General features: G+C 71.3%; 20 protein-coding genes. 7 read left to right on the top strand and 13 right to left on the bottom strand.

Going from position 1 to position 18,963, the window contains the following annotated elements; translation table 11 throughout:
- Positions 1-3: 3 nt before the first annotated feature.
- The 3 genes from AC07EQ_RS14905 to AC07EQ_RS14915 are packed head-to-tail and all read right to left on the bottom strand — an operon-like array spanning position 4 to position 2,849.
- Positions 4-654, bottom strand: a complete 651-nt coding sequence (locus AC07EQ_RS14905) for a response regulator (RefSeq protein ID WP_478388513.1) — start codon at positions 652-654, stop codon at positions 4-6.
- 58 nt (positions 655-712) lie between these two features.
- Positions 713-1,912, bottom strand: a complete 1,200-nt coding sequence (locus AC07EQ_RS14910) for a sensor histidine kinase (RefSeq protein WP_478388514.1) — start codon at positions 1,910-1,912, stop codon at positions 713-715.
- Positions 1,913-1,919: 7 nt separating this feature from the next.
- Positions 1,920-2,849: a hypothetical protein gene (locus tag AC07EQ_RS14915; protein WP_478388515.1), complete on the bottom strand. Its 930-nt coding sequence runs from the start codon at positions 2,847-2,849 to the stop codon at positions 1,920-1,922.
- A 151-nt stretch (positions 2,850-3,000) separates the two neighbouring features.
- Between AC07EQ_RS14915 and AC07EQ_RS14920 the strand changes: the two genes are divergently transcribed.
- Both AC07EQ_RS14920 and ychF read left to right on the top strand, forming a co-directional pair.
- Entirely contained in the window at positions 3,001-3,213 is a 213-nt protein-coding gene (locus AC07EQ_RS14920) for a hypothetical protein (protein WP_478388516.1), read from the top strand.
- 95 nt (positions 3,214-3,308) lie between these two features.
- Positions 3,309-4,388, top strand: coding sequence for a redox-regulated ATPase YchF (ychF, locus tag AC07EQ_RS14925; protein ID WP_478388517.1), 1,080 nt, complete (start codon positions 3,309-3,311; stop codon positions 4,386-4,388).
- A 261-nt stretch (positions 4,389-4,649) separates the two neighbouring features.
- Here ychF and AC07EQ_RS14930 read toward each other — a convergent pair whose 3' ends face one another.
- Together AC07EQ_RS14930 and AC07EQ_RS14935 are read right to left on the bottom strand one after the other, a co-directional pair.
- Complete coding sequence (locus AC07EQ_RS14930) at positions 4,650-4,895, bottom strand: hypothetical protein (RefSeq protein ID WP_478388518.1); 246 nt, start codon at positions 4,893-4,895, stop codon at positions 4,650-4,652.
- Positions 4,896-4,934: 39 nt separating this feature from the next.
- Entirely contained in the window at positions 4,935-5,285 is a 351-nt protein-coding gene (locus tag AC07EQ_RS14935; protein ID WP_478388720.1) for a MerR family transcriptional regulator, read from the bottom strand.
- 59 nt (positions 5,286-5,344) lie between these two features.
- On the opposite strand from AC07EQ_RS14935, the gene AC07EQ_RS14940 reads away from it, so the two are divergent.
- Positions 5,345-6,526: an MFS transporter gene (locus AC07EQ_RS14940; RefSeq protein ID WP_478388519.1), complete on the top strand. Its 1,182-nt coding sequence runs from the start codon at positions 5,345-5,347 to the stop codon at positions 6,524-6,526.
- Positions 6,510-7,259 (top strand): alpha/beta fold hydrolase, encoded by a 750-nt coding sequence (locus tag AC07EQ_RS14945; RefSeq protein ID WP_478388520.1) that lies wholly within the window; start codon positions 6,510-6,512, stop codon positions 7,257-7,259. Before AC07EQ_RS14940 ends, AC07EQ_RS14945 begins: the two co-directional genes overlap by 17 nt.
- Before the next feature lie 46 nt (positions 7,260-7,305).
- Here the strand turns inward: AC07EQ_RS14945 and AC07EQ_RS14950 are convergent, their stop codons facing one another.
- On the bottom strand, positions 7,306-7,587 hold the full coding sequence (locus AC07EQ_RS14950) for a hypothetical protein (protein ID WP_478388521.1): 282 nt from the start codon (positions 7,585-7,587) through the stop codon (positions 7,306-7,308).
- A 302-nt stretch (positions 7,588-7,889) separates the two neighbouring features.
- On the opposite strand from AC07EQ_RS14950, the gene AC07EQ_RS14955 reads away from it, so the two are divergent.
- The gene (locus AC07EQ_RS14955; RefSeq protein ID WP_478388522.1) at positions 7,890-8,849 is read left to right on the top strand and encodes an FAD-dependent oxidoreductase; all 960 of its coding nucleotides are present in this window, start codon (positions 7,890-7,892) and stop codon (positions 8,847-8,849) included.
- Between the two features lie 5 nt (positions 8,850-8,854).
- Here the strand turns inward: AC07EQ_RS14955 and AC07EQ_RS14960 are convergent, their stop codons facing one another.
- The 7 genes from AC07EQ_RS14960 to AC07EQ_RS14990 form a co-directional block, all read right to left on the bottom strand.
- Complete coding sequence (locus AC07EQ_RS14960; protein ID WP_478388523.1) at positions 8,855-9,151, bottom strand: 4a-hydroxytetrahydrobiopterin dehydratase; 297 nt, start codon at positions 9,149-9,151, stop codon at positions 8,855-8,857.
- A 46-nt stretch (positions 9,152-9,197) separates the two neighbouring features.
- A complete protein-coding gene (locus AC07EQ_RS14965; RefSeq protein ID WP_478388524.1) occupies positions 9,198-9,611 on the bottom strand; it encodes a GNAT family N-acetyltransferase in 414 nt (137 codons plus the stop codon).
- A gap of 149 nt (positions 9,612-9,760) precedes the next feature.
- Positions 9,761-10,870, bottom strand: a complete 1,110-nt coding sequence (locus AC07EQ_RS14970; RefSeq protein ID WP_478388525.1) for a serine hydrolase domain-containing protein — start codon at positions 10,868-10,870, stop codon at positions 9,761-9,763.
- Positions 10,870-12,639 (bottom strand): ABC transporter ATP-binding protein, encoded by a 1,770-nt coding sequence (locus AC07EQ_RS14975; RefSeq protein ID WP_478388526.1) that lies wholly within the window; start codon positions 12,637-12,639, stop codon positions 10,870-10,872. Before AC07EQ_RS14975 ends, AC07EQ_RS14970 begins: the two co-directional genes overlap by 1 nt.
- A 112-nt stretch (positions 12,640-12,751) precedes the next feature.
- Complete coding sequence (locus tag AC07EQ_RS14980) at positions 12,752-13,654, bottom strand: ABC transporter permease (protein ID WP_358575092.1); 903 nt, start codon at positions 13,652-13,654, stop codon at positions 12,752-12,754.
- On the bottom strand, positions 13,651-14,604 hold the full coding sequence (locus AC07EQ_RS14985; protein ID WP_478388527.1) for an ABC transporter permease: 954 nt from the start codon (positions 14,602-14,604) through the stop codon (positions 13,651-13,653). The genes AC07EQ_RS14980 and AC07EQ_RS14985 overlap by 4 nt, the downstream gene beginning before the upstream one ends.
- A 10-nt stretch (positions 14,605-14,614) precedes the next feature.
- Entirely contained in the window at positions 14,615-16,204 is a 1,590-nt protein-coding gene (locus AC07EQ_RS14990) for an ABC transporter substrate-binding protein (RefSeq protein WP_478388528.1), read from the bottom strand.
- 690 nt (positions 16,205-16,894) lie between these two features.
- Here AC07EQ_RS14990 and AC07EQ_RS14995 point away from each other — a divergent pair.
- Both AC07EQ_RS14995 and AC07EQ_RS15000 read left to right on the top strand, forming a co-directional pair.
- Complete coding sequence (locus AC07EQ_RS14995; RefSeq protein WP_358575088.1) at positions 16,895-17,581, top strand: response regulator transcription factor; 687 nt, start codon at positions 16,895-16,897, stop codon at positions 17,579-17,581.
- On the top strand, positions 17,578-18,954 hold the full coding sequence (locus AC07EQ_RS15000) for a sensor histidine kinase (protein WP_478388529.1): 1,377 nt from the start codon (positions 17,578-17,580) through the stop codon (positions 18,952-18,954). Before AC07EQ_RS14995 ends, AC07EQ_RS15000 begins: the two co-directional genes overlap by 4 nt.
- Positions 18,955-18,963 lie beyond the last annotated feature (9 nt).

Genomic DNA, 18,963 nt, shown 5'->3' on the forward strand with positions numbered 1-18,963 from the left:
GTACTAGCGGGAATCGGACACGCTGATGAAGCCCGATTCGTAGGCGAACACGACCGCTTGCGTGCGGTCCCGGGCGCCGAGTTTCGCCAGCACGTTGCCGACGTGGGTCTTGACGGTCTGCACGCCGATGAACAGCTCGGCGGCGATCTCGCCGTTGGACATCCCGCGCGCCACCAGGCGGAGGACCTCGGCTTCCCGCTCGGTGAGCTCGACCTGCGGGCGGCTCGCGCGGTGCGGCGCGGCCAGCCGGCGGATCGCGGCCGGGAACAGCAGCGATTCGCCGCGTGCCGCGATCCGGATGGCCTGCGCGAGTTCCTCGGGCCGGCAGCGCTTGAGCAGGAACCCGGTCGCGCCGGCGCGCAGCGCGCCGTAGACGTGGTCGTCGTGCTCGAAGGTGGTGATCACGACGATGCGCGGCGGTTCCGGCACCGAATCCAGGATCGCGGTGGTGGCCTGGATCCCGTCGACGCCGGGCATCCGGACGTCCATCAGCACGACGTCCGGCCGCAGCCGCCGCACCAGCGGGACGACCTCGGCGCCGTCGGCGGCCTCCCCGACGACCGTCAGGTCGGGCTCGGCATCGATGAGGGCCCGCAGCCCGGAACGGATCAGCGGCTCGTCGTCGACGACCAGCACGGTCGTGGCTTCGCTCACGCCGCCGAGCGTATTGCGCCGCGCCCCGCGACGGGCGTGTACCAGTGCGGACAGTGTTCTACCAGGGGAGACGGACGCGGAGCCGCCAGTCGTCGCCGTGCGCGGCGCCTTCGGCGTGGCCGCCGAGGGCCTTCGCGCGGCGCTTGATGCCGCTCAGGCCCAAGCCGTGGCCGGGAGTTGACGCCGAACCCAGGGGGTTGGTGATCTCCAGCTCCAGTGCACCGGGGCCGATGGTGATCCGCACCGCGGCCTCCGCCCGGCCCGCGTGGCGCAAGGCGTTGGAGAGACCCTCGCGCAACGCGCGGTAGGTCTCACGGCCGACCTGCGGCGGGACCGAGCTCGGGTCGCCCCGGATTTTGAGGCGCACCGCCAGACCTGCGAGCTCGGTGGAGCGGACCAGGTCGTCGAGGTCGGCCAGGCCCAATTCGTCCGAAGTGGAGGATCGCAGGCTGCCCAGCGCGCGATCCAGGTCGGCGAGGGCGGTTCGCGTCGAATCCGCGATCACCGCGAGCGCCTCCCGGGCGAAGACGGGGTCGCTGTCCAGCACCCGGTTCGCCGCACTCGCTTGCAGCGCAACGACGTTCAGCACGTGCCCGACCGAGTCGTGCAGCTCGGAGGCGATCCGGTTCCGTTCGGACAGCTCCTCGACCTGCCGCCGCAGCCGCTCGTGCTCGGACGGGCCCAGCAATGCCGGAGCGAGCCGGGCCGGCGCCGCGCCGACCGCCGCGACCAGGTGGAAGCCCGCGACGATCAGGCCCGCGCCGGCCAGCGGTGCCCACCACTGCCCGACGCCGAGCGCCCGGTACAGCGGGATGCCGGTGAGCTCGGGCGGCAGGTTCAGCAGCGGATCGGCGAGCAGGACCAGGATGAACGGCGGCACGATCAGCGTCAGCAGGCCGACACCGGAGCCGAGCACCAGGTGGACGACGAGCCAGCAGACGGTCCGCCACCGGTCCGGCCAGGTGACGGCGGTGCTCGTCTCTGGCAGCCCGAGCAGCGCCTTCGCGGCGGCTCCCGACAGCGACCGCGTCGCCGGCAGCAACCCGGTGGCCACCACGGCGAGCACGACGAACGCGCCCTGTGCGATGCCGACCACGACAGGCGGTAGGCCAGGCCCGATGCCGGGGCCCAGCAGCGGCCCGAGCACCATCCAGGCCACCGCCAGGTACGGGACGGCCAGGACGGCCCCGAGGATCAGGTGCACCCACCGGCGGTACGTGGCTCGCGCGGTGAACGGTCCGATCAGGCGGGACGGCATGGCCACATCATCCCCGCGCGGCCGGCACGCGAGCGCAGGTTCCGCACGGCTTGCGGCGCGTCGCCCGCTGGTACAGGTAGACGGACGGCCCGAGCACCAGCGCCCAGCACATCCAGCTCACGTAGAACAGCGCCCCGGGCCAGTAGTGCATCCCGGCGATCGGGTTTCCCGACGACGTGCCGGAGATCAGGTCGGCGATCACGTCGGCGAAGCCGGTCGGGCCCATCGTGAAGAGCAGCCCGGCGCCGAACCAGCCGCCGAAGAGCAGCAGGCCGCGCGGAGTCGGGCGACCCGCCAGGCCGGGGACCCAGCGCGGCCAGATCCGCCCCCACCGGTGCACGAGGGCCAGCGAGAGCACGATGCCGACCAGTGCGGCGGGCACGACCAGCCACCCGCTGGTGAACCCGTCCCTGGCCGGGTCCGGGTAGTCCAGCCCGATCGTGCCGCCCAGCGCCCAGTTGGTCTTGATCACCGGATAGGGCAGCGCGAACAGGACCCCGAGGTATCCGAGCCAGCGCGGCGGTGGTGCGGCCGGGCCGCCGCAGCGGCCGCAAGCGCCGGCGAGCGCCCGGACCCGCAGGACCGTCGCGCGGAACAGCAGGATCGCGCTCGTCAGCGCGAAGGCGCGGGTGGCGAACAGCGGCCAGTCCGGTGCGAAGCCCATCAGGCCGAACAGCCGCAACAGGTCGAACAGGATGCCGCCGGCTGCCCAGAGCAGCAGCATCACGGCCACGCCGTTGACCGCGACGATCGCGCGGCGGGCTCGCAGCGGCGACATCAGCAGTGCTGCGCCGAGCACGCCGGCCGCTGCGGCCAGCGGTGTCGCCCAGCTCGGCAGCTCGAAGAGGATGCGGTCGCGCGGCAGGAAGTGCCGTGATTCGAAGGCGAGGAAGGTCAGGACCGACGCGATCAGCGCCGTCCGGCTCGGCTTGAGCATCTGTGCTCCTGGTGGCTCGGCTGAACTCACCGGTAATGCTCGGGATCTCCCGGCCCGCGAACCTCCCGCCCGGGCTGGGGCCGCCTCCCCCGCGCGGGGGATTTCGATCGAGGTGGGTGCATTTTGCGCGTTTCATCCCTATCGTCGCGGCATGGCTCAATCGAAGATCAGCACCAGGCGTGGCTTCAAGGTCCTCGGCGCCGCTGCGGGCGCCGCGCTCGCCCTAGTGGTCACGGCCGGGTGCAACGACCCAGCGCCCGCCCCGGAACAGCAGCAGGAGCAGCAGCAGGACGGCGACGACCAGCAGCAGGGCGACCAGCAGGACGGCGACGACCAGCAGGGCGGCGAGCAGGACGACAACTGACGACGCGGGGCGCGGGTGCACCCCGGCTGTGCATCCGCGCACCCCCGCGCGACCGGCCCCGATGCCGCCGCGAGCGAGCACCTAGACTTCGGGGTGTGAGTCTCACCCTCGGAATCGTCGGGCTGCCCAACGTCGGCAAGTCCACCCTGTTCAACGCGTTGACCAGCAACGACGCCCTCGCGGCGAACTACCCGTTCGCCACCATCGAGCCGAACGTCGGTGTGGTGCCGCTGCCGGACGAGCGGCTGGACAAGCTCGCCGAGGTCTTCGGCTCGGCGAAGACGGTGCCCGCCACGGTGTCGTTCGTCGACATCGCGGGCCTGGTCAAGGGTGCCTCCGAGGGGCAGGGGCTGGGCAACAAGTTCCTCGCCAACATCCGCGAGGCCGACGCGATCTGCCAGGTCATCCGCGTCTTCGACGACCCCGACGTGGTGCACGTCGACGGCCGGGTGGACCCGTCCAGCGACATCGAGACGATCAACACCGAGCTGATCCTGGCCGACCTGCAGACCCTGGACAAGGCGCTGCCGCGGCTGGAGAAGGAAGCCCGCACCCACAAGGACAAGCGGCCGGCCCTGGAGATCGCCCAGCAGGCCAAGGAGATCCTCGACTCCGGCCAGACCCTGTTCGCCGCGGGCCTGGGCAAGGACACGCCGGACCTGCGCGAGCTCAACCTGCTGACCACCAAGCCGTTCCTCTACGTGTTCAACGCGGACGAGGGCGTGCTGGCCGACGAGGCCAAGCAGAAGGAACTGCGCGACCTGGTCGCGCCCGGCGACGCGGTGTTCCTGGACGCCAAGGTCGAGGCGGAGCTCAAGGAGCTGGACGAGGAGTCCCAGCGCGAGCTGCTGGAATCGATCGGCCAGCCGGAGCCGGGCCTGAACGCGCTGGCCCGCGCCGGCTTCCACACGCTGGGCTTGCAGACCTACCTGACGGCCGGGCCGAAGGAGGCGCGGGCCTGGACGATCCGCCAGGGCTGGACGGCGCCGCAGGCGGCCGGGGTGATCCACACCGACTTCGAGCGCGGCTTCATCAAGGCGGAGATCGTCTCCTTCGACGACCTGACCGCGGCGGGCACGATGGCGGAGGCCAAGTCCGCGGGCAAGGTCCGCATGGAGGGCAAGGACTACGTCATGACCGACGGCGACGTCGTGGAGTTCCGCTTCAACGTCTGACCTCGGGGAGCGGGAAGTGGGCCTGGAAGACGACCCCTTCGCGTACGCGGTGACGAAGTCCGGAAGCGTGCGGGTGAGCCGGGGGCGGCCGCGTCGTGGCGACGGTCTCCGGCGCTCGCGCGCAGCGCTTGATCGCGTCGCTCGGCGTCAGCGAGGAGTCCGACCAGCTGCTCCTCGCGAAGGTGACCGGCAACTACAAGCGGCAACGAACGCCGACCGAAGGCCTGACCGGACGCTCGACGAACAACGCCGACTTCGCTGTTAGCGCTGGTGGCGCGGGGTTAGCCGGTCCAAGTCGATGCTGATCTCGAACGGCACCGGCCGCTGGAGGGCACCGCGGAAGATGCCTGCCGGGGCGCAGATGCCGGTCGGCCCGTCGAGTTCGTGGACGTGCACTGCCGCTGATGCGTCCTCGACGTACCAGTAGTGCCGGATGCCCGCGTCGGCGTACTTGCGGAGCTTGACCGTCCTGGGCGCATCCAGTCGGGCAGCGTGGTCATGGTCCACGGTAGCGAGTCGGGGCCACGAGCTACGCCAGGAGCTTGGTTACCGATCGGTGGCTACGAGGTAGGTGGCGAGGGCCGTCCTGGTTTGTTGGAGGCACGTCAGGCGGTCGTCTATCGCCGCCAGTTGGGTTCGGAGGGTGGCCACGAGGTTCGGGCACGGTTCGAGGACCGGTAGCTCGCCCCTCGCGCAGGGCAGGACCGTGCGGATCATCTCCGTGTTCAGGCCCGCCGCCAGCAGGTTCCGGATCTGCGCGACGACCGTCACCGCTTCCTCGCGGTAGTAGCGGTAGCCGCTCGGCGCTCGTTCCGAGGTGAGCAGGCCCTGCTGTTCGTAGTAGCGCAGCCGGCGCTGGCTGACGCCGCTCCGGCGGGACAGCTCGCCGATCTTCATGAGATCCGGCTCACGCGTCGTTGACTCTGACATCACTGTCAAACTCTAGCGTCGGTGGCATGCGAAGCCAGCGAAGTGGGTGGGCCCTGGTGGCGCTGATGGCCTGCGTGTTCGCCGTGGGATCCGCCGAGTACGCGGTGATCGGCGTCCTGCCGGACATCGCGGCGGACCTGCGCGTGTCGGTCGGTACGACTGGCCTGCTCGTCACCGGCTACGCGCTGACGGTCGCGGTGGCCGGGCCGGTGGTCACCGCCGCGACCACGCGGCTGCCGCGGAAAGCGCTGCTCGTCGGCCTGATCGTCATGTTCACCGCGGGCAACGTGCTGGCTGCGGTCGCCGGCGCCTTCGGGCTGGTGATGATCGCTCGGGTGCTCGCGGCGCTCGTGCACTCGACCTTCTTCGCCGTCGGTCTGGTGCAGGCCGTGTCGGTGGTGGGCGAGGAGCGTCGCGGTTGGGCGATTGCGGTGGTGAGCGCCGGGCTCAACCTGGCGACCGTGCTCGGCGCGCCGCTGGGCACGTTCATCGGCCACGAGCTCGGTTGGCGCGCCACGTTCTGGGCGATCGCCGCGTTGAGCCTGGTCGCCACGGTGGTCGTCGCGGTCGCCGTGCCGTCGTCGCGGGCGGCCGGGACCTCTTCGGTGCGGGCGGAGATCAGGGCGCTGGGCAGTCGCGAGGTGCTCGTGGTCGTCGTGGTCACCGTGCTCACGCAGATCGCCCTCTTCACGCCGTACACCTACATCGCCACGATCCTCACCGGCGTCTCCGGTTTCGGGGCCGGGTCGGTGGCCTGGCTGCTGATGGCGTTCGGCGTGGGCGGCCTGCTGGGGAACCTGGTGGGCGGCCGGTTGGCGGACCTGCGGCCGTGGGGTTCGGTTCGCGGGCTGCTCGCCGGAATGGCCGTCGTGCTCGGGGTTTTCGGCCTGGTCGTGCGGGATCCGGTGGCTGCGGCGGTGGGGGTGTTCGTGCTCGGGGCGGTGAGCTGCGCGCTGATCCCGGCGTTGCAGGCCCGGGCGTTCGCTGCGGCAGCGGGCGCGCCGACCCTGACGGTCGCGGTGAACACCTCGGCGTTCAACCTCGGCAACGCCGGCGGTGCGTGGATCGGTGGCCGGGTGCTCGACGGCGGTGCTGGACCGTACTGGCTCATCGGGATCGGAATTCTCGCCGCGCTGGCCGCGTTGTCGGCCACCGGTGTTCGGCGAACGGTTGATGCGAAAGGAAAAATCGATGTCTCTGTCCGTTGAGGTGCGTGGTTCCGGGCCCGGGTTGTTGCTGGCCCACGGCGCGGGTGGGTCGGCCGCGGCGAACTTCCCGTTCATCGACGAGCTCGCCGGGAAGCGCACCGTCGTCGCGCCGGACTACCCGGGCTCGGGTGGGACGCCGAAGGCCGAGCAGCCGCTCGAACTGGACCGGCTCGTCGACGAGGTCGTCGCGTCGGCGGTCGATGCGGGCGTGGAAACCTTTGGCGTGCTGGGCTATTCGATGGGCACGACGGTCGCCGTCCGGGCGGCCGTGCGATACCCGGAGCGCGTCACGTCGCTGGTGCTCACTGCCGGATTCGCCGCCGCCGACCGGCACTTCCGGCTCAACCTGGACCTCTGGCAGCAGCTGCTCGACGGCCCGGACCGGGACACGCTCGCGCGATTCGTGCTGCTGAACTGCTTCAGCCCGGCGGCGCTGAACTCCATCGAAGACTGGGACGAGGTGTTCCGAGGCACCGCCGACGGCGTGCCGGTCGGCACCGGCGATCACCTCGACCTGCTGCGCACCGTCGACGTCCGCGCCGACCTGCCGAAGATCTCCGTGCCGACGCTGGTCGTCGCGACCACCCGGGACACCCTGGTGCCGCCGCACCACTCCGGCGAGCTCGCCGCGAAGATCCCCGGCGCGCGGCTGGTCGAGGTCGACTCCGGGCACCTCATCGGCGCGGAGAGCCCGAAACCGTGGCTCGCGGCGATCCAGGACTTCCTGGGCTGAGCTTCGCTCTGACCGCGGTTCGGCTGACCCGGCCACTTGCGCGGGGTCAGCCGAACGGTGTGGCCAGTAGCGGGATTCGACGCAGGTCTTCGACCGTGCATCGCAGGCCGGCGAGAGCGCAGATAGCGCGCATGCAGATGTCGTAGTCGGGTTCGCCAGGATCGAGGTAGTCGTGTTCGACGGTGCCGGCCGCCTCGAACGCTGCGCGCAGTTCGGCCGGCATGCCGGGCAGATCGTTCTCGAGGTCGAGGTCGTCGACGTTGATCCAGGCAAGTTCCTTCCCGTCGACGGCGTAGGTGAGGCTGGCGTCGGCGTTGATGGAGAACATGCTCGTGGCCGCTACGCGACCGTTGGCTCGTCCTGTGGCGAGGCCGTTGCGACCACTCGCAGGCCACGAGCCGCTGGGAGCTCCACGGCGAAGCGGCCGGCCGACCCGGCAACCCAGCAGGGTCTGGCCCGGATCCAGCGCGAGCGCGTCGAGGGCTTGGGCGGCCTGAGCAGCAGCGTTGCGGCTTCCACCAGGCCGGTGCCCGCAGGCGCGTCCGCGTCGAGCACGACGTGGTCGACGCCTGAGCCGGGCGGCGCGTTCGAGGCCGTCGAGTTCGCCGGTTGACTGCTAGCGTGTCGAAGATGACCGCAGATCCGGTACTGGTGATCGGCGCGGGCGTGCAGGGCCTGACCACCGGGGTCGTCCTCGCCGAGGCGGGCCGGCGTGTGCGCATCCGCACCGCCGACCGGCCGCAGGACACCACTTCCGCGGTCGCGGGCGCGATGTGGGGCCCGGCGATGCTGCGGCCCGCCGATCGGGTGCTGTACTGGGTGACCCGGTCCCACGCCGAGTTCACCGCGCTCGCCCGCGACGAGGACTCGGGCGTGCACCTGGCCGCGGGGCGGATGGCGGCGCGGTTCGACCTCGGCGACTCGGTCCCGCCCGAGGCGAGACTGATCCCCGACCTGCGCCCCTGCACACCCGAGGAACTGCCGGACGGGTTCGTCAGCGGCTACCGCGCGACCGTGCCGCTGATCGACATGCCGCGCTACCTCGACCACCTGGTCGCCCGGTTCCGCGACGCCGGCGGTGACCTGCAGCTCAGCCCCGTTCCCTCGCTGGCCGAGGCGGTCGCCGAATCCGCGACGGTGGTCAACTGCACCGGCGTCGGCGCGCGGGAACTCGTCGGCGACCCCGGCGTCCACCCGGTCCGCGGCCAGCACGTCGTGGTGCGCAACCCGGGGATCGACGAGTACTTCATCGAGCTCAGCGACTCCGGCGAGTTCACCTCGTACATGCCGCACGGCGACCGCGTCGTGCTCGGCGGCGTCGCAGGCGAGCAGGACTGGAACTGCACGCCCCGCCGCGAGGACAGCGAGGGCATCCGGCGCCGGTGCGCCGCGGTGGAGCCGCGGCTGGCCGACGCCGAAGTGCTCGCGGAACTGGTCGGGCTGCGGCCCGGCCGGGAATCGGTGCGGGTGGAGGTCGAGCACTACGAAGGCGCGCGGATCATCCACAACTACGGCCACGGCGGTTGCGGCGTCGCGCTGTCCTGGGGATGCGCCTTCGAGGCCGCCGACCTCGCCGGGGAGATCGGCTGAGCAGCTCAGGACCTGAGCTGCTCCACGACGTTGTCGATCTCCTGGGCCAGCGACGTGTCGTTGGCCGTGATGCCGCCCTTCGAGTGGGTGGTGCAGTAGAACGTCACGGTGCGCCAGCGGATGTCCATGTCCGGGTGGTGGTTCTCGCTCTCGGCAATTTCGGCGATCCGGTTCACCGCCTGGATCGCCTGCGGGAAGTTGCCGAACTCGACGGTGCGGGTCAGCTTGACGCCGGACTGGGTCCACTCCGGCAGGTGCTGGAGCGCATCGGCGACCTGGTTATCGGTGAGCAGTTCCGTCATACCGACATGGTGGAGGTTCGGCGCTCCGACCTCCACCCGGCGTCGCTCACTGGACGCGTCGCGGACGCTCCAAGTAGGTGCTGTCCGGATCGGTGAAGCCGTAGCCGCGGTAGAGGCCGTGCGCGTCGTCGGTGTGCAGCATCCAGCGGAAATCGCGGCCGGGGCCGTCCTCGATCATGCCCTGCACCAGGGCCTTGCCGATGCCGTGGCCGCGCGCCTCCGGGAGGACGAACACGTCGGCCAGGTACGCCATGCCCACCCCGTCGGAGAACGCGCGTGCGAAGCCGATCAGCCCGCCGTCCGGCTTCCGGTAGGCGCCGACGACGCGCCAGGCCAGCTCGATCTGCTTGTCGAGATCCGCCCGCTTGCGCCACTTGCCCCAATACGCCTGCGTGGAAAGGAATTCCCACACCGCGTCGCGATCGACCCTGGCCCGCGAATCGTCCACCTCGAACTCCATCCCCCGAGCGTATCGGCCCGGCCAACCGATTTAGCCGGACAGCTGCGGGGTGCCGCTTGGGGCCCCGTGGGGTGGCGGTTTCGCGCGAAAACGGCATCCGGCAGCGTGGCGAACGCCGGTTTCGCGCGAAAACGGCGCGGAACCAGGCCCTACAGGCAGGCGTGCAGCGCGGTCAGGAGGCGGTGCGAACGGTTGTCGAAACCCTCCGTTCGCATCAGGCACGGGCTGAAGGCGAACGCCACGCCCAGGCGCGGCCAGCAGCCGAACAGCGAACCGCCCGCCCCGCTGTGGCCGAATCCCGTGGCCTCCGGGCCGTAGGTCTCGATCGAGTCCTGCAGCTCGTAGCCCAGGCCGAAGGCCAGCGGCCGGCCGGTGCCCGGATCGGTGCCCCGGCTCTCCTCCCGGCGGATCCTCTCGAGCGTCCGGCCGCCGACGAGCTCGCCGGTCACCAGCGCCGAGTACACCGCGGCCATGCCGCGAGCGGACGCCATCGCACCGCCGCCCGGGCTGCCGCCGACCCACCATGCCGGGGTGTTCCAGGGCGCGTCACCGCCCAGCAGCGTGGGCGGATTCCCGTAGACCTTGTCGCGGTAGGCCAGGGCCTCCGGCGTGTTCAGCCGGTTCGCCACCTGGTAGTCGGCCGCCCGCCAGCGCCGCCCGGTGCGCGGCCACTCGGCCTCGGGCAGCCCCAGCCAGAAGTCGGCCGGAACCCGCTCAGCGACCTCGGCGCGCAGGTACTCGCCGACCTCCCGCCCGTCGACCCGCCGGATCAGCTCCGCCGCCAGCCAGCCGAAGGTCAGCGCGTGGTAGGCGGTGGTCGTCCCGACCGGCCACAGTGGAGCCTGCGCGGCCAGCAGCCCGGCCATCGCCCGGTTGTCCATCGCGGCCTCGCGGGTGACCGGCTTCGCCGGGTACGGCAACCCCGCCGAGTGCGAGAGCAGCTGCCGGACCAGGACGTCCTGCTTGCCCGCCGCGCCGAACTCCGGCCAGTACCGGACCACCGGCGCGTCCGGGTCCAGCGCGCCGCCGTCGACCAGCAGGGCGACGCCGGTGGCGACGATGCCCTTGGTGCCGGAGAACACCGGCATCAGGGTGTCGGTCGTCATCGGCTCGGTGGCCGCCTGGTCGCGGTGCCCGGCCTGCAGGTCGAGGATCTGCTCGCCGTCGCGGAAGACGGCGAACGCCGCACCCGCCGCATCGGCCGCCACCACCTCGGCGAACTCCTCGGCAACCCGCTCGAAACCCGCTGCGACCGACATCAGTTCTTCGCCTCCAGCTGGAAGTTGGGCGCGTCGCTCAACAGCGACCGGGTGTAGTCGTGCTGCGGCGCGGCGAACAGCTCTTCGGCCGGCGCCTGCTCGACGATGCGCCCGTTCTGCAGGATCGCGACCCGCTGCGCGATGTTGCGCACCAGCGCGATGTTGTGCGTGACGAACACCAGAGCCAGCCCCATCTTCTCCCGCAGGTCCCGGAGCAGGTCGACGATCGCCGACTGCACCGAGACGTCCAGCGCGGAGGTGATCTCGTCGCAGATCAGCACCTCGGGCCGGGTGACCAGGGCGCGCGCGATCGCCACCCGCTGCCGCTCGCCGCCGCTGAGCTGGTCGGGGTAGCGCTCGGCGATGTCCGGTCGCAGCGCGGCGAGCTCCAACGCCTCGATGACCCGCTCCGACGTGCTCTTGCCGCCGGAATCCCCGCCGAGCACCGAGATCGGCTGCGCCACCAGGTCGCGGACCCGGCGTCGCGGGTTCAGCGACTCGTACGGGTTCTGGAACACGTACTGCACCTGTCGCCGCTGCTCGCGGGTGCGCTTGCCGCTGCCGGCCGCCAGCTCCTCGCCGTGCAGCAGGACCGAGCCCTCGTGCTTCGGGTGCAGGCCGGCCAGGCAGCGCGAGAGCGTGGTCTTGCCGCTGCCCGACTCGCCCAGCAGCGCGAGGCAGGAGCCCGGCGACACGCTCAGCGAAACGTCCTGCAGCACGGGGGAATCGGTGTACCAGGCCCGGATGTTGCGGATCTCGAGAACCGGTTTCGCCTCGTCCGGGACGGATTCCGACGCGCGATCCGGTGCCACGAGACGCCCGGAGCGCGGCTGCAGGCAGCGGATTTCGTGGCCGGGGGAGACCTCCTGCACCGGTGGCACCTCGGCGCGGCATTCGTCGGTCGCGGCGGCGCAGCGCGGCGCGAACGCGCAGCCGTCCGGGCGGCTCAGCGGCGACGGAGCTTGGCCGTCGATGGCCTGCATCGCCCGCTCGCCGTCCAGGTCCGGCACCGCGAGCACCAGGCCCGCCGTGTAGTGGTGGCGCGGCTCGTTCAGCACCTCGGCGGTCGGGCCGGTCTCCACGATCCGACCCGAGTACATCACCGCGATGCGGTCGGCCAGCTCCGCGACCACCGCCATGTCGTGCGAGATGTACACGCCCGCCGTCCCGTGCCGCTCGCACATCTCGCGGATCGTGGTCAGCACCCGCTTCTGGGTGGTCACGTCCAGGCCCGTGGTCGGCTCGTCCAGCACCACGACCTCCGGGCGGCCGACGAAGGCCATCGCGATCGCGATGCGCTGCTGCTGACCGCCGGAGAGCTGGTGCGGGTACCGGCTCAGGAAGTCGTCGTCATCGGGCAGCGCGACCTCGGTCAGCACCTGCTTGATCCGCCGCTTCGCCGCTTCGCCGGAGACGTCGTGCACGCCCTCCGCGAGCTGAGTGTGCAGGCGCAGTGCCGGGTTCAGCGCCGAGCCCGGTGACTGCGGGATGTACGCGACCCGTCGGCCGCGCAGCGCGGCGGCCCGCTTCGGCGGCAGTGCGGTGAGATCGGTGTCGCCGACGAGGATGCGGCCGTCGGCGATCCGGGTGCCGCGCTTGCAGTAGCGCAGCATCGCCAGGCCGAGCGTGGTCTTGCCGGAGCCGGATTCACCGATCAGGCCGAGGATCTCGCCCGGCGCCAGGGTGAAGCTCACGTCGGCGACGATGGCGGCTTCCGAGGGCACGCCCCGGATCTCCAGTCCGGTGGCGTCCAGAGCAGCGGTGGTCATCGGCACCCCCAACGGGTCGGCGACAGGTCGTGGTCCGGGATCTCCCGCAATTTCAATGGAAATCGGACCTTCGATTTCAATGGAAATTGCGGATCGCAGGTCGGCGGTGGCATCAGCGGGCCTTCTCGATGCCTCGGTCGACGCCCGCGACCGAGCGCGCCAGGCCGTCCGCCACCAGGTTGGTGCCGATCGTCAGCACCGCGATGGCGATCACCGGCAGCGCCACCGCCCACGGCTGCACCGTCAGCGCGATCCGGTTCTCGTTGATCATCAGGCCCCAGTCCGCCGTCGGCGGCTGCAGGCCCAGGCCCAGGAAGCTCAGCCCGGCGACCAGGCCGATCGAGTAGTTCAGCCGCAGCCCGAGCTCCACCAGCACGGTTCCGGTGACGTTCGGCAGGATCTCGCCGAGCAGGATGCGAACCCGGGACAGCCCGATCGCCTCCGCCGACTTGACGAAGTCGCGCTCGGCGACCGAAAGCGTCGCCGCCCGCACCACGCGCATCACCCGCGGCAGGTGGCTGCCGCCGACGACCAGCACCAGCAGCCACAGCTCCGGGCCGACGACGCTGACGAACAGCAGCGCCAGCACCACCTGCGGGAAGGCCAGCGCGATGTCGCCGAAGCGCATCAACACCTCGTCCAACCAGCCGCGGCGGTAGCCGGCGTACATGCCCAGCAGCGAGCCGAGCCCGACGCCGAGCAGCGTGGCCAGCACCGCCAGCACGAGCAGCGTCTGTCCACCGTGGAGGAACCGAGTGAGAACGTCGCGGCCCAGGTTGTCGGTGCCGAACCACGAGGTCGCCGTCGGATCGGAGAACGGCGTGTCCACGAACTCGGTGGCACCGTGCGGCGCGAGCAGCGGCCCGACGATCGCGGTCAGCACCACCAGGATCGACAGCGCCAGGCCGATCTTGGTGCGTGGCAGGCGCAGCGCCGCCCGCCACGCGCCGACCGCGCGCGGCACGGCCGGGGCGGGAGTCGCTCGGGTTTCCTCGGTCTGCGCAGTCGTGGTCATCGCGCGGCGGACCTCACCTTCGGATTGGCGGCCAGACTCACCACGTCGGCCAGCAGGTTCACGACGATGTACACGGCGGCGATGGCCAGCGTCAGCGTCTGCACCACCGGCAGATCGCGGTTGTTCACCGCGTCCACCAGCGCGAACCCGATACCGGGGAAGCGGAACAGGAACTCGACGATGACCACGCCACCGGCCAGCCACGCCAGCTGCAGCGCGATCACCTGGGCCACCGGGCCGATCGAGTTCGGCAGCGCGTGCCGCAGGATCACCGTGCGCTCCGGCAGCCCCTTCAACCGGGCCTGCTGCACGAACTCGCTCTCCAGCACCTCGATCATGGTCGCCCGCATGATGCGCACGATGTACGGCGAAACCGCGAGCACCATCGTCAGCGTCGGCAGCACCAGCTGCGTCGGATCGCTCCAGGCCGAACCCGTGCCGGTCATGACGTACACGGCGGGCAGCAGGTTGAGCGCCCCGGTGGAGAAGACCAGCACCAGCACGATGCCGACCACGAACTCCGGCAGCGAGGCCAGCACCAGGCTGACCACCGAGGTCGTGTGGTCGAAGGCCTTGTCGCGGCGCAGCGCGCTGTAGGTGCCGACCAGGATGGACAGCGGCACGCTGATCACCGTGGAGCACAGCATCAGCGCCAGCGAGTTGTTCAGCCGGGAGCCCAGCAGCTCGGCCACCGGCATGCCGTTGGCGTAGGACGTGCCGAGGTCGAGCCGGAAGATGTTGCCCAGCCACGAGAAGTACTGCACCCACATCGGCTCGTCGAGGTGCAGCTGCGCGCGCAGCGCGGCCAGCCGCTCCGGAGTCGCCTCGCGGCCCAGGATGGCGCGGGCGGCGTCCCCGGGCAGCGCCTGGGTGGCGAGGAAGACCACCACCGACACGGCCCACAGGATGACCACGCCGAGCAGGATTCGCTTGACCAGCATTCGAGTCATCGGTCCGCCCTCACTTCGCCAGCCACGCGTGGCGGAAACCGTAGGAGTTCAACGGTGCGCCGCTCTTGTCCGGTTCGAGCCCGACGACCCGGACGCTGTGCGCGTCCAGCTGGTTCGGGAAGCCCCAGACGATGTATCCACCGCTCTCCCACTCGATCTGCTGGGCGCGCGCGATGAGCTCCTTGCGGCGCGCCGGATCGGTGGTGGCCCGCGCCTGGTACACCAGATCGTTGAATTCCGGGTGGTTCCAGTGGGTCTCGTTGTACGGCGAGTCGGGCAGGCTGCCGGAACCCGCCTGCGCCAGGAAGTTCCGGGTGAACCAGAAGTCCTGTGCGAAGTCCCAGGACAGGTACATGTCGCCGAAGAACTCGCCGGAATCGACCCGGCGGATGTTGACGGTGATCCCGGCGTCGGCGGCCTGCTGGGCGAACACCTGCGCCGCCTCCACCACACCGGCCGCGACGGGCGACGTCACCAGCTCGACGGTCAGGTTCTCCCGGCCCGCCTCGCGCAGCAGCTGGCGGGCCTTGGCCACGTCACGGCCGCGTTGCGGCAGCGCCGAGTTGTACAGCGGATCGGCCGGCGAGTAGATGTCGTTGCCGATCGTGCCGTGGCCGCCGAGCACCTGCTTGATCATCTGCTCGCGGTCCACGACGAGCCGGAACGCCTGCCGCACCCGGACGTCGTCGAACGGTGGCCGGTCCACCCGCATGGTGAACGGCACCCACGAGCCGGTCTGGGATTCCAGCAGCCGGAGGTTCGGGTCGGCGTCCAGCACCCGCAGCAGCCCCAGCGGCACCTGGTCGATGGCGTCGACCTGGCCGCCGAGCAGCGCGTTGATCCGGGCCGTGTCGTCCGGGAAGTCGATGATCACGACCTCGTCCACGTACGGCTCGCCGTCGCTCCAGTAGTTGCGGTTCTTGGTGAACAGGCTCTGCTGGCCGGGTTCGAAGGAGTCGTAGGCGAACGGGCCGCAGCCGACCGGCCGGTTCGGGTCGTAGCCGACCGGGACGATGCCGTTGGCGTACTCGGCGAACTGGTCGGGCAGCGTGACGTCCGGGCGGGACAGCGTCAGCCGGACGGTGCGCTGGTCCAGCGCCTGCATGGCGTTGAGGTCCAGGGAACTCAGCCCCACGGCGCCGTTCTTCGGGTCCGCCGGGTCGGCGATCCGGCGGAGGGTGTGGATCACGTCCTCGGCGGCGAGGGTCTTGCCGTTGTGGAACTCGACGCCCTCGCGCAGCCGGATGGTCCAGGTCAGCGCCTGCGGATCGGACTCGACGGATTCGGCCAGCGCGGGCTGGACCTGGTAGTCGGAGTCGAACCGGAGCAGCGTGTCGTAGAGCTGGAAGATGCGTGCCTGGTCCGGGTGGGTCACGGTGGCGTGCGCGTCCAGGGTGTCCTTGCTGGACCCGCCGACGATGCCGACCCGCAGCCGACCGCCGTACTGCGGCGGGCCGGAGGGGATCGGTGCCTTTCGCACCGCGCCGCCCGCGCACCCGCTGATGACGGCGCCCGCGCCCACTGCGCCGGCGCCCACCGCGACGTACCGGAGGAAGTCGCGGCGACTGGGGTCGGCGTTCGACTGTCCTCTGCTCGGCATCCGGCGGAACCTCCTGTGTCTCGCGGGGCGCGGCACCCGTCGGCGCGGACTGGCGCCGGTGATGCGGCCGCTGGGGCGGCGCTGGAGCCTCTCGACAGCGCCCCGCTGGCGTTGCGTTTCGACCTGCGACTGATTGATCAGTCAATCGATCGCATCGACCCTGACCGACGCGGTGGAGGCTGTCAAGCCGCCATGTGCTGGGTCGATATGTCAAGACCCGGGTCGTCGGTGACGGTTCAAACGTTGCCGGCTCTTGCTACTTTCGCAACGCTTGATCATGTCGTCGAACCGCGTTTGGCCATGGGTTTCGCCGGTGCCGGGCGGCCCCGGAGGGCGCCTCGGACACGCCGGGGGCGCCGTATTTCGCAGGTGGTTCTCCCGGCGTTAGCCGTCCGGTCGGATGGCGACCAGCATCACAATGCGCCGGGTCCGGTCCATCACCCGGTGCGGCCGACCGGATCCGGGCGGTGATCGCGGGAATCGGTCTTTCCGGCCGTTCCCGCCGATTCGGCTTCCGTGATCGATTCGCTTTGCCGGCTTCGGCGCGCCGCCGACGACAACCGCGCGGGCGATCGGCAGCGGCGCCCCGAGCCGGTCCGAGGCTGAGATCCACCTGAGAAAGAAGCTCTCAACTGAGAACCGACTGAGATTTCCCTGCCGCCGTGGCCGGCGGATCGGCATGCTTGGGCCATGGTGCCGCGGGTGTTGGTGGTGGACGACGAGCCGGGAGTTCGTGCCGCGCTGCGCCGCGGGCTGTCCGCCGAGGGCATGGACGTGACCATCGCGGCCGACGGCATCGACGCCCTGCGCCTGGCCCTGACCGGTGCCTTCGACGTCGTGGTGCTGGACGTGATGTTGCCCGGCCTGTCCGGCTACCGGGTGCTGGAGCGGATGCGCGCCGACGACGTGACCACCCCGGTGCTGTTGATCTCGGCGAAGAACGGCGAGGTCGATCAGGCCGACGGGCTGGATCTCGGTGCGGACGGTTACCTGGTCAAACCCTTCTCCTTCCTGGTGCTGGTCGCGCAGGTGCGCGCGTTGCTGCGGCGGCGCGAAACCGCCGGACGGCAGGTGAGCCTGCGGGTCGGCGACCTGGAGATCGACCGCGCCGCCCGCGAGGTTCGCTGGGCGGGCGAGTCGATCGCCCTCTCGCCGAGGGAGTACGGACTGCTGGTCGCGCTGGCCAGCCACCCGGAGGCCGTGGTGCCCAAGGACGACCTGCTGCGGATGGTCTGGGGCGAGGAGCAGTTCGTCACCCGCAACGTCGTCGAGGTCTACGTCGGTTACCTGCGCCGCAAGCTCGCCGCGGCCGGCGCCGGGGAACTGGTGCAGACCGTGCGCGGTCAGGGCTACCGGGTCTGCGCCGAACCGGCATGATGATGCGCCTGCGCAGGTGGTGGCACCGCCGCACCATCCAGTTCCGCACCAGCGTGGTGGCCGCCGTCGTGGCGTTGATCGGACTCGGCGTGGTCGCGCACGTGAGCACCGGCGTCGTCAGCTGGCTGCTGATCGACTCCGTCGACGCCGACCTGCAGCGCACCGCCACCGCGACTGCGAACCGGCTGGCCGCCGGCGTCTCGCCCGCCGCCGTCGCCGCCCCCGACATCCGGGTCCTGGACACCTCGGGCGCTCCGCTGGACGGGCTGCCCGAGTCGAGCCTGCAAGGCTGGCAGATCGACGAGCTGCGCGCCGGCGACGGCGTGATCGACTTCGAGCCGCCCGCCGAACTGCACCGGTGGCGCGGCGTCGTCGTGCCCGATCAGACCGGCCGCCCGCTGCTCGTCGCGACCGGGGCGCGACTGGTCGGGTTCACCGACACCGCGGGCAAGACCGGCCGGCTGCTCGGCTTCGGCTCCATCCTCGCCGCCGCGCTCGTCGGGCTCGCCACCTGGCTCGTGGTGCGCCGTTCGCTGCGTCCGGTCGAACGGATGCGGGTCGCCGCCGCCGGGCTGCCCGAGGGAGAGCGGCTGCCGGTGCCCGCGGCCGTCGACGAGATCCGTGCCCTCGCCGAGGAGCTCAACACGATGCTCGCCCGCCGCGACGCCGACACGGAACGGCTGCGGCGGTTCACCGGCGACGCCGCGCACGAGCTGCGCAACCCGGTCGCGTCGATCCGCGCTCAGGCCGAGGTCGCCGTGATGCACCCGGACCCGGAGCTCGCCCACGAGACCCTGCAGGACATCGCGCACGAGGCGCAGCGCCTGTCGGTGCTGGTGGAGAGCCTGCTCGCGTTGGCGAGGGCCGAGCGCGGCACGGCCGCCCCGGGGCAGCCGGTCGACATCGGCACGGCGGTGCGGGCCGCCGCCAACCGGCTCGAGCTGCCGGGCTCACACGGCCTCGGGCCGCGGATCGAGGTCGAGGTCCCGGCCCGGCCGGTGCTGGTCCTCGCCGATCCGGCGGAGCTGTCGACGGTGCTGGACAACATCGTCGGCAACGCGTTGCGCTACACGCGCACCTTGGTGCGGGTCTCAGTGTTCGCTGATGGCATGGGCTCCTCCAGGGTCGGTTGGGTGCGGTTGGTGGTGGACGACGACGGCCCCGGGATTCCGGTCGAGCACCGCGAGCGGGTGTTCGACCGGTTCCACCGGGTCGAATCGGACCGAGCGCGCAGCACCGGCGGAGCCGGGCTCGGACTCGCCCTCGCGGCCGAGGCGGTGCGCCGTCGCGGCGGAACGGTCCGCGCCGCGGAGTCGCCGGACGGCGGCGCTCGCGTCGTGGCGCGCTGGCCGAGGTACGCGGCCGACAGCTGAGCCGACGCA

Source organism: Saccharopolyspora sp. NPDC045839 (assembly GCF_056431645.1).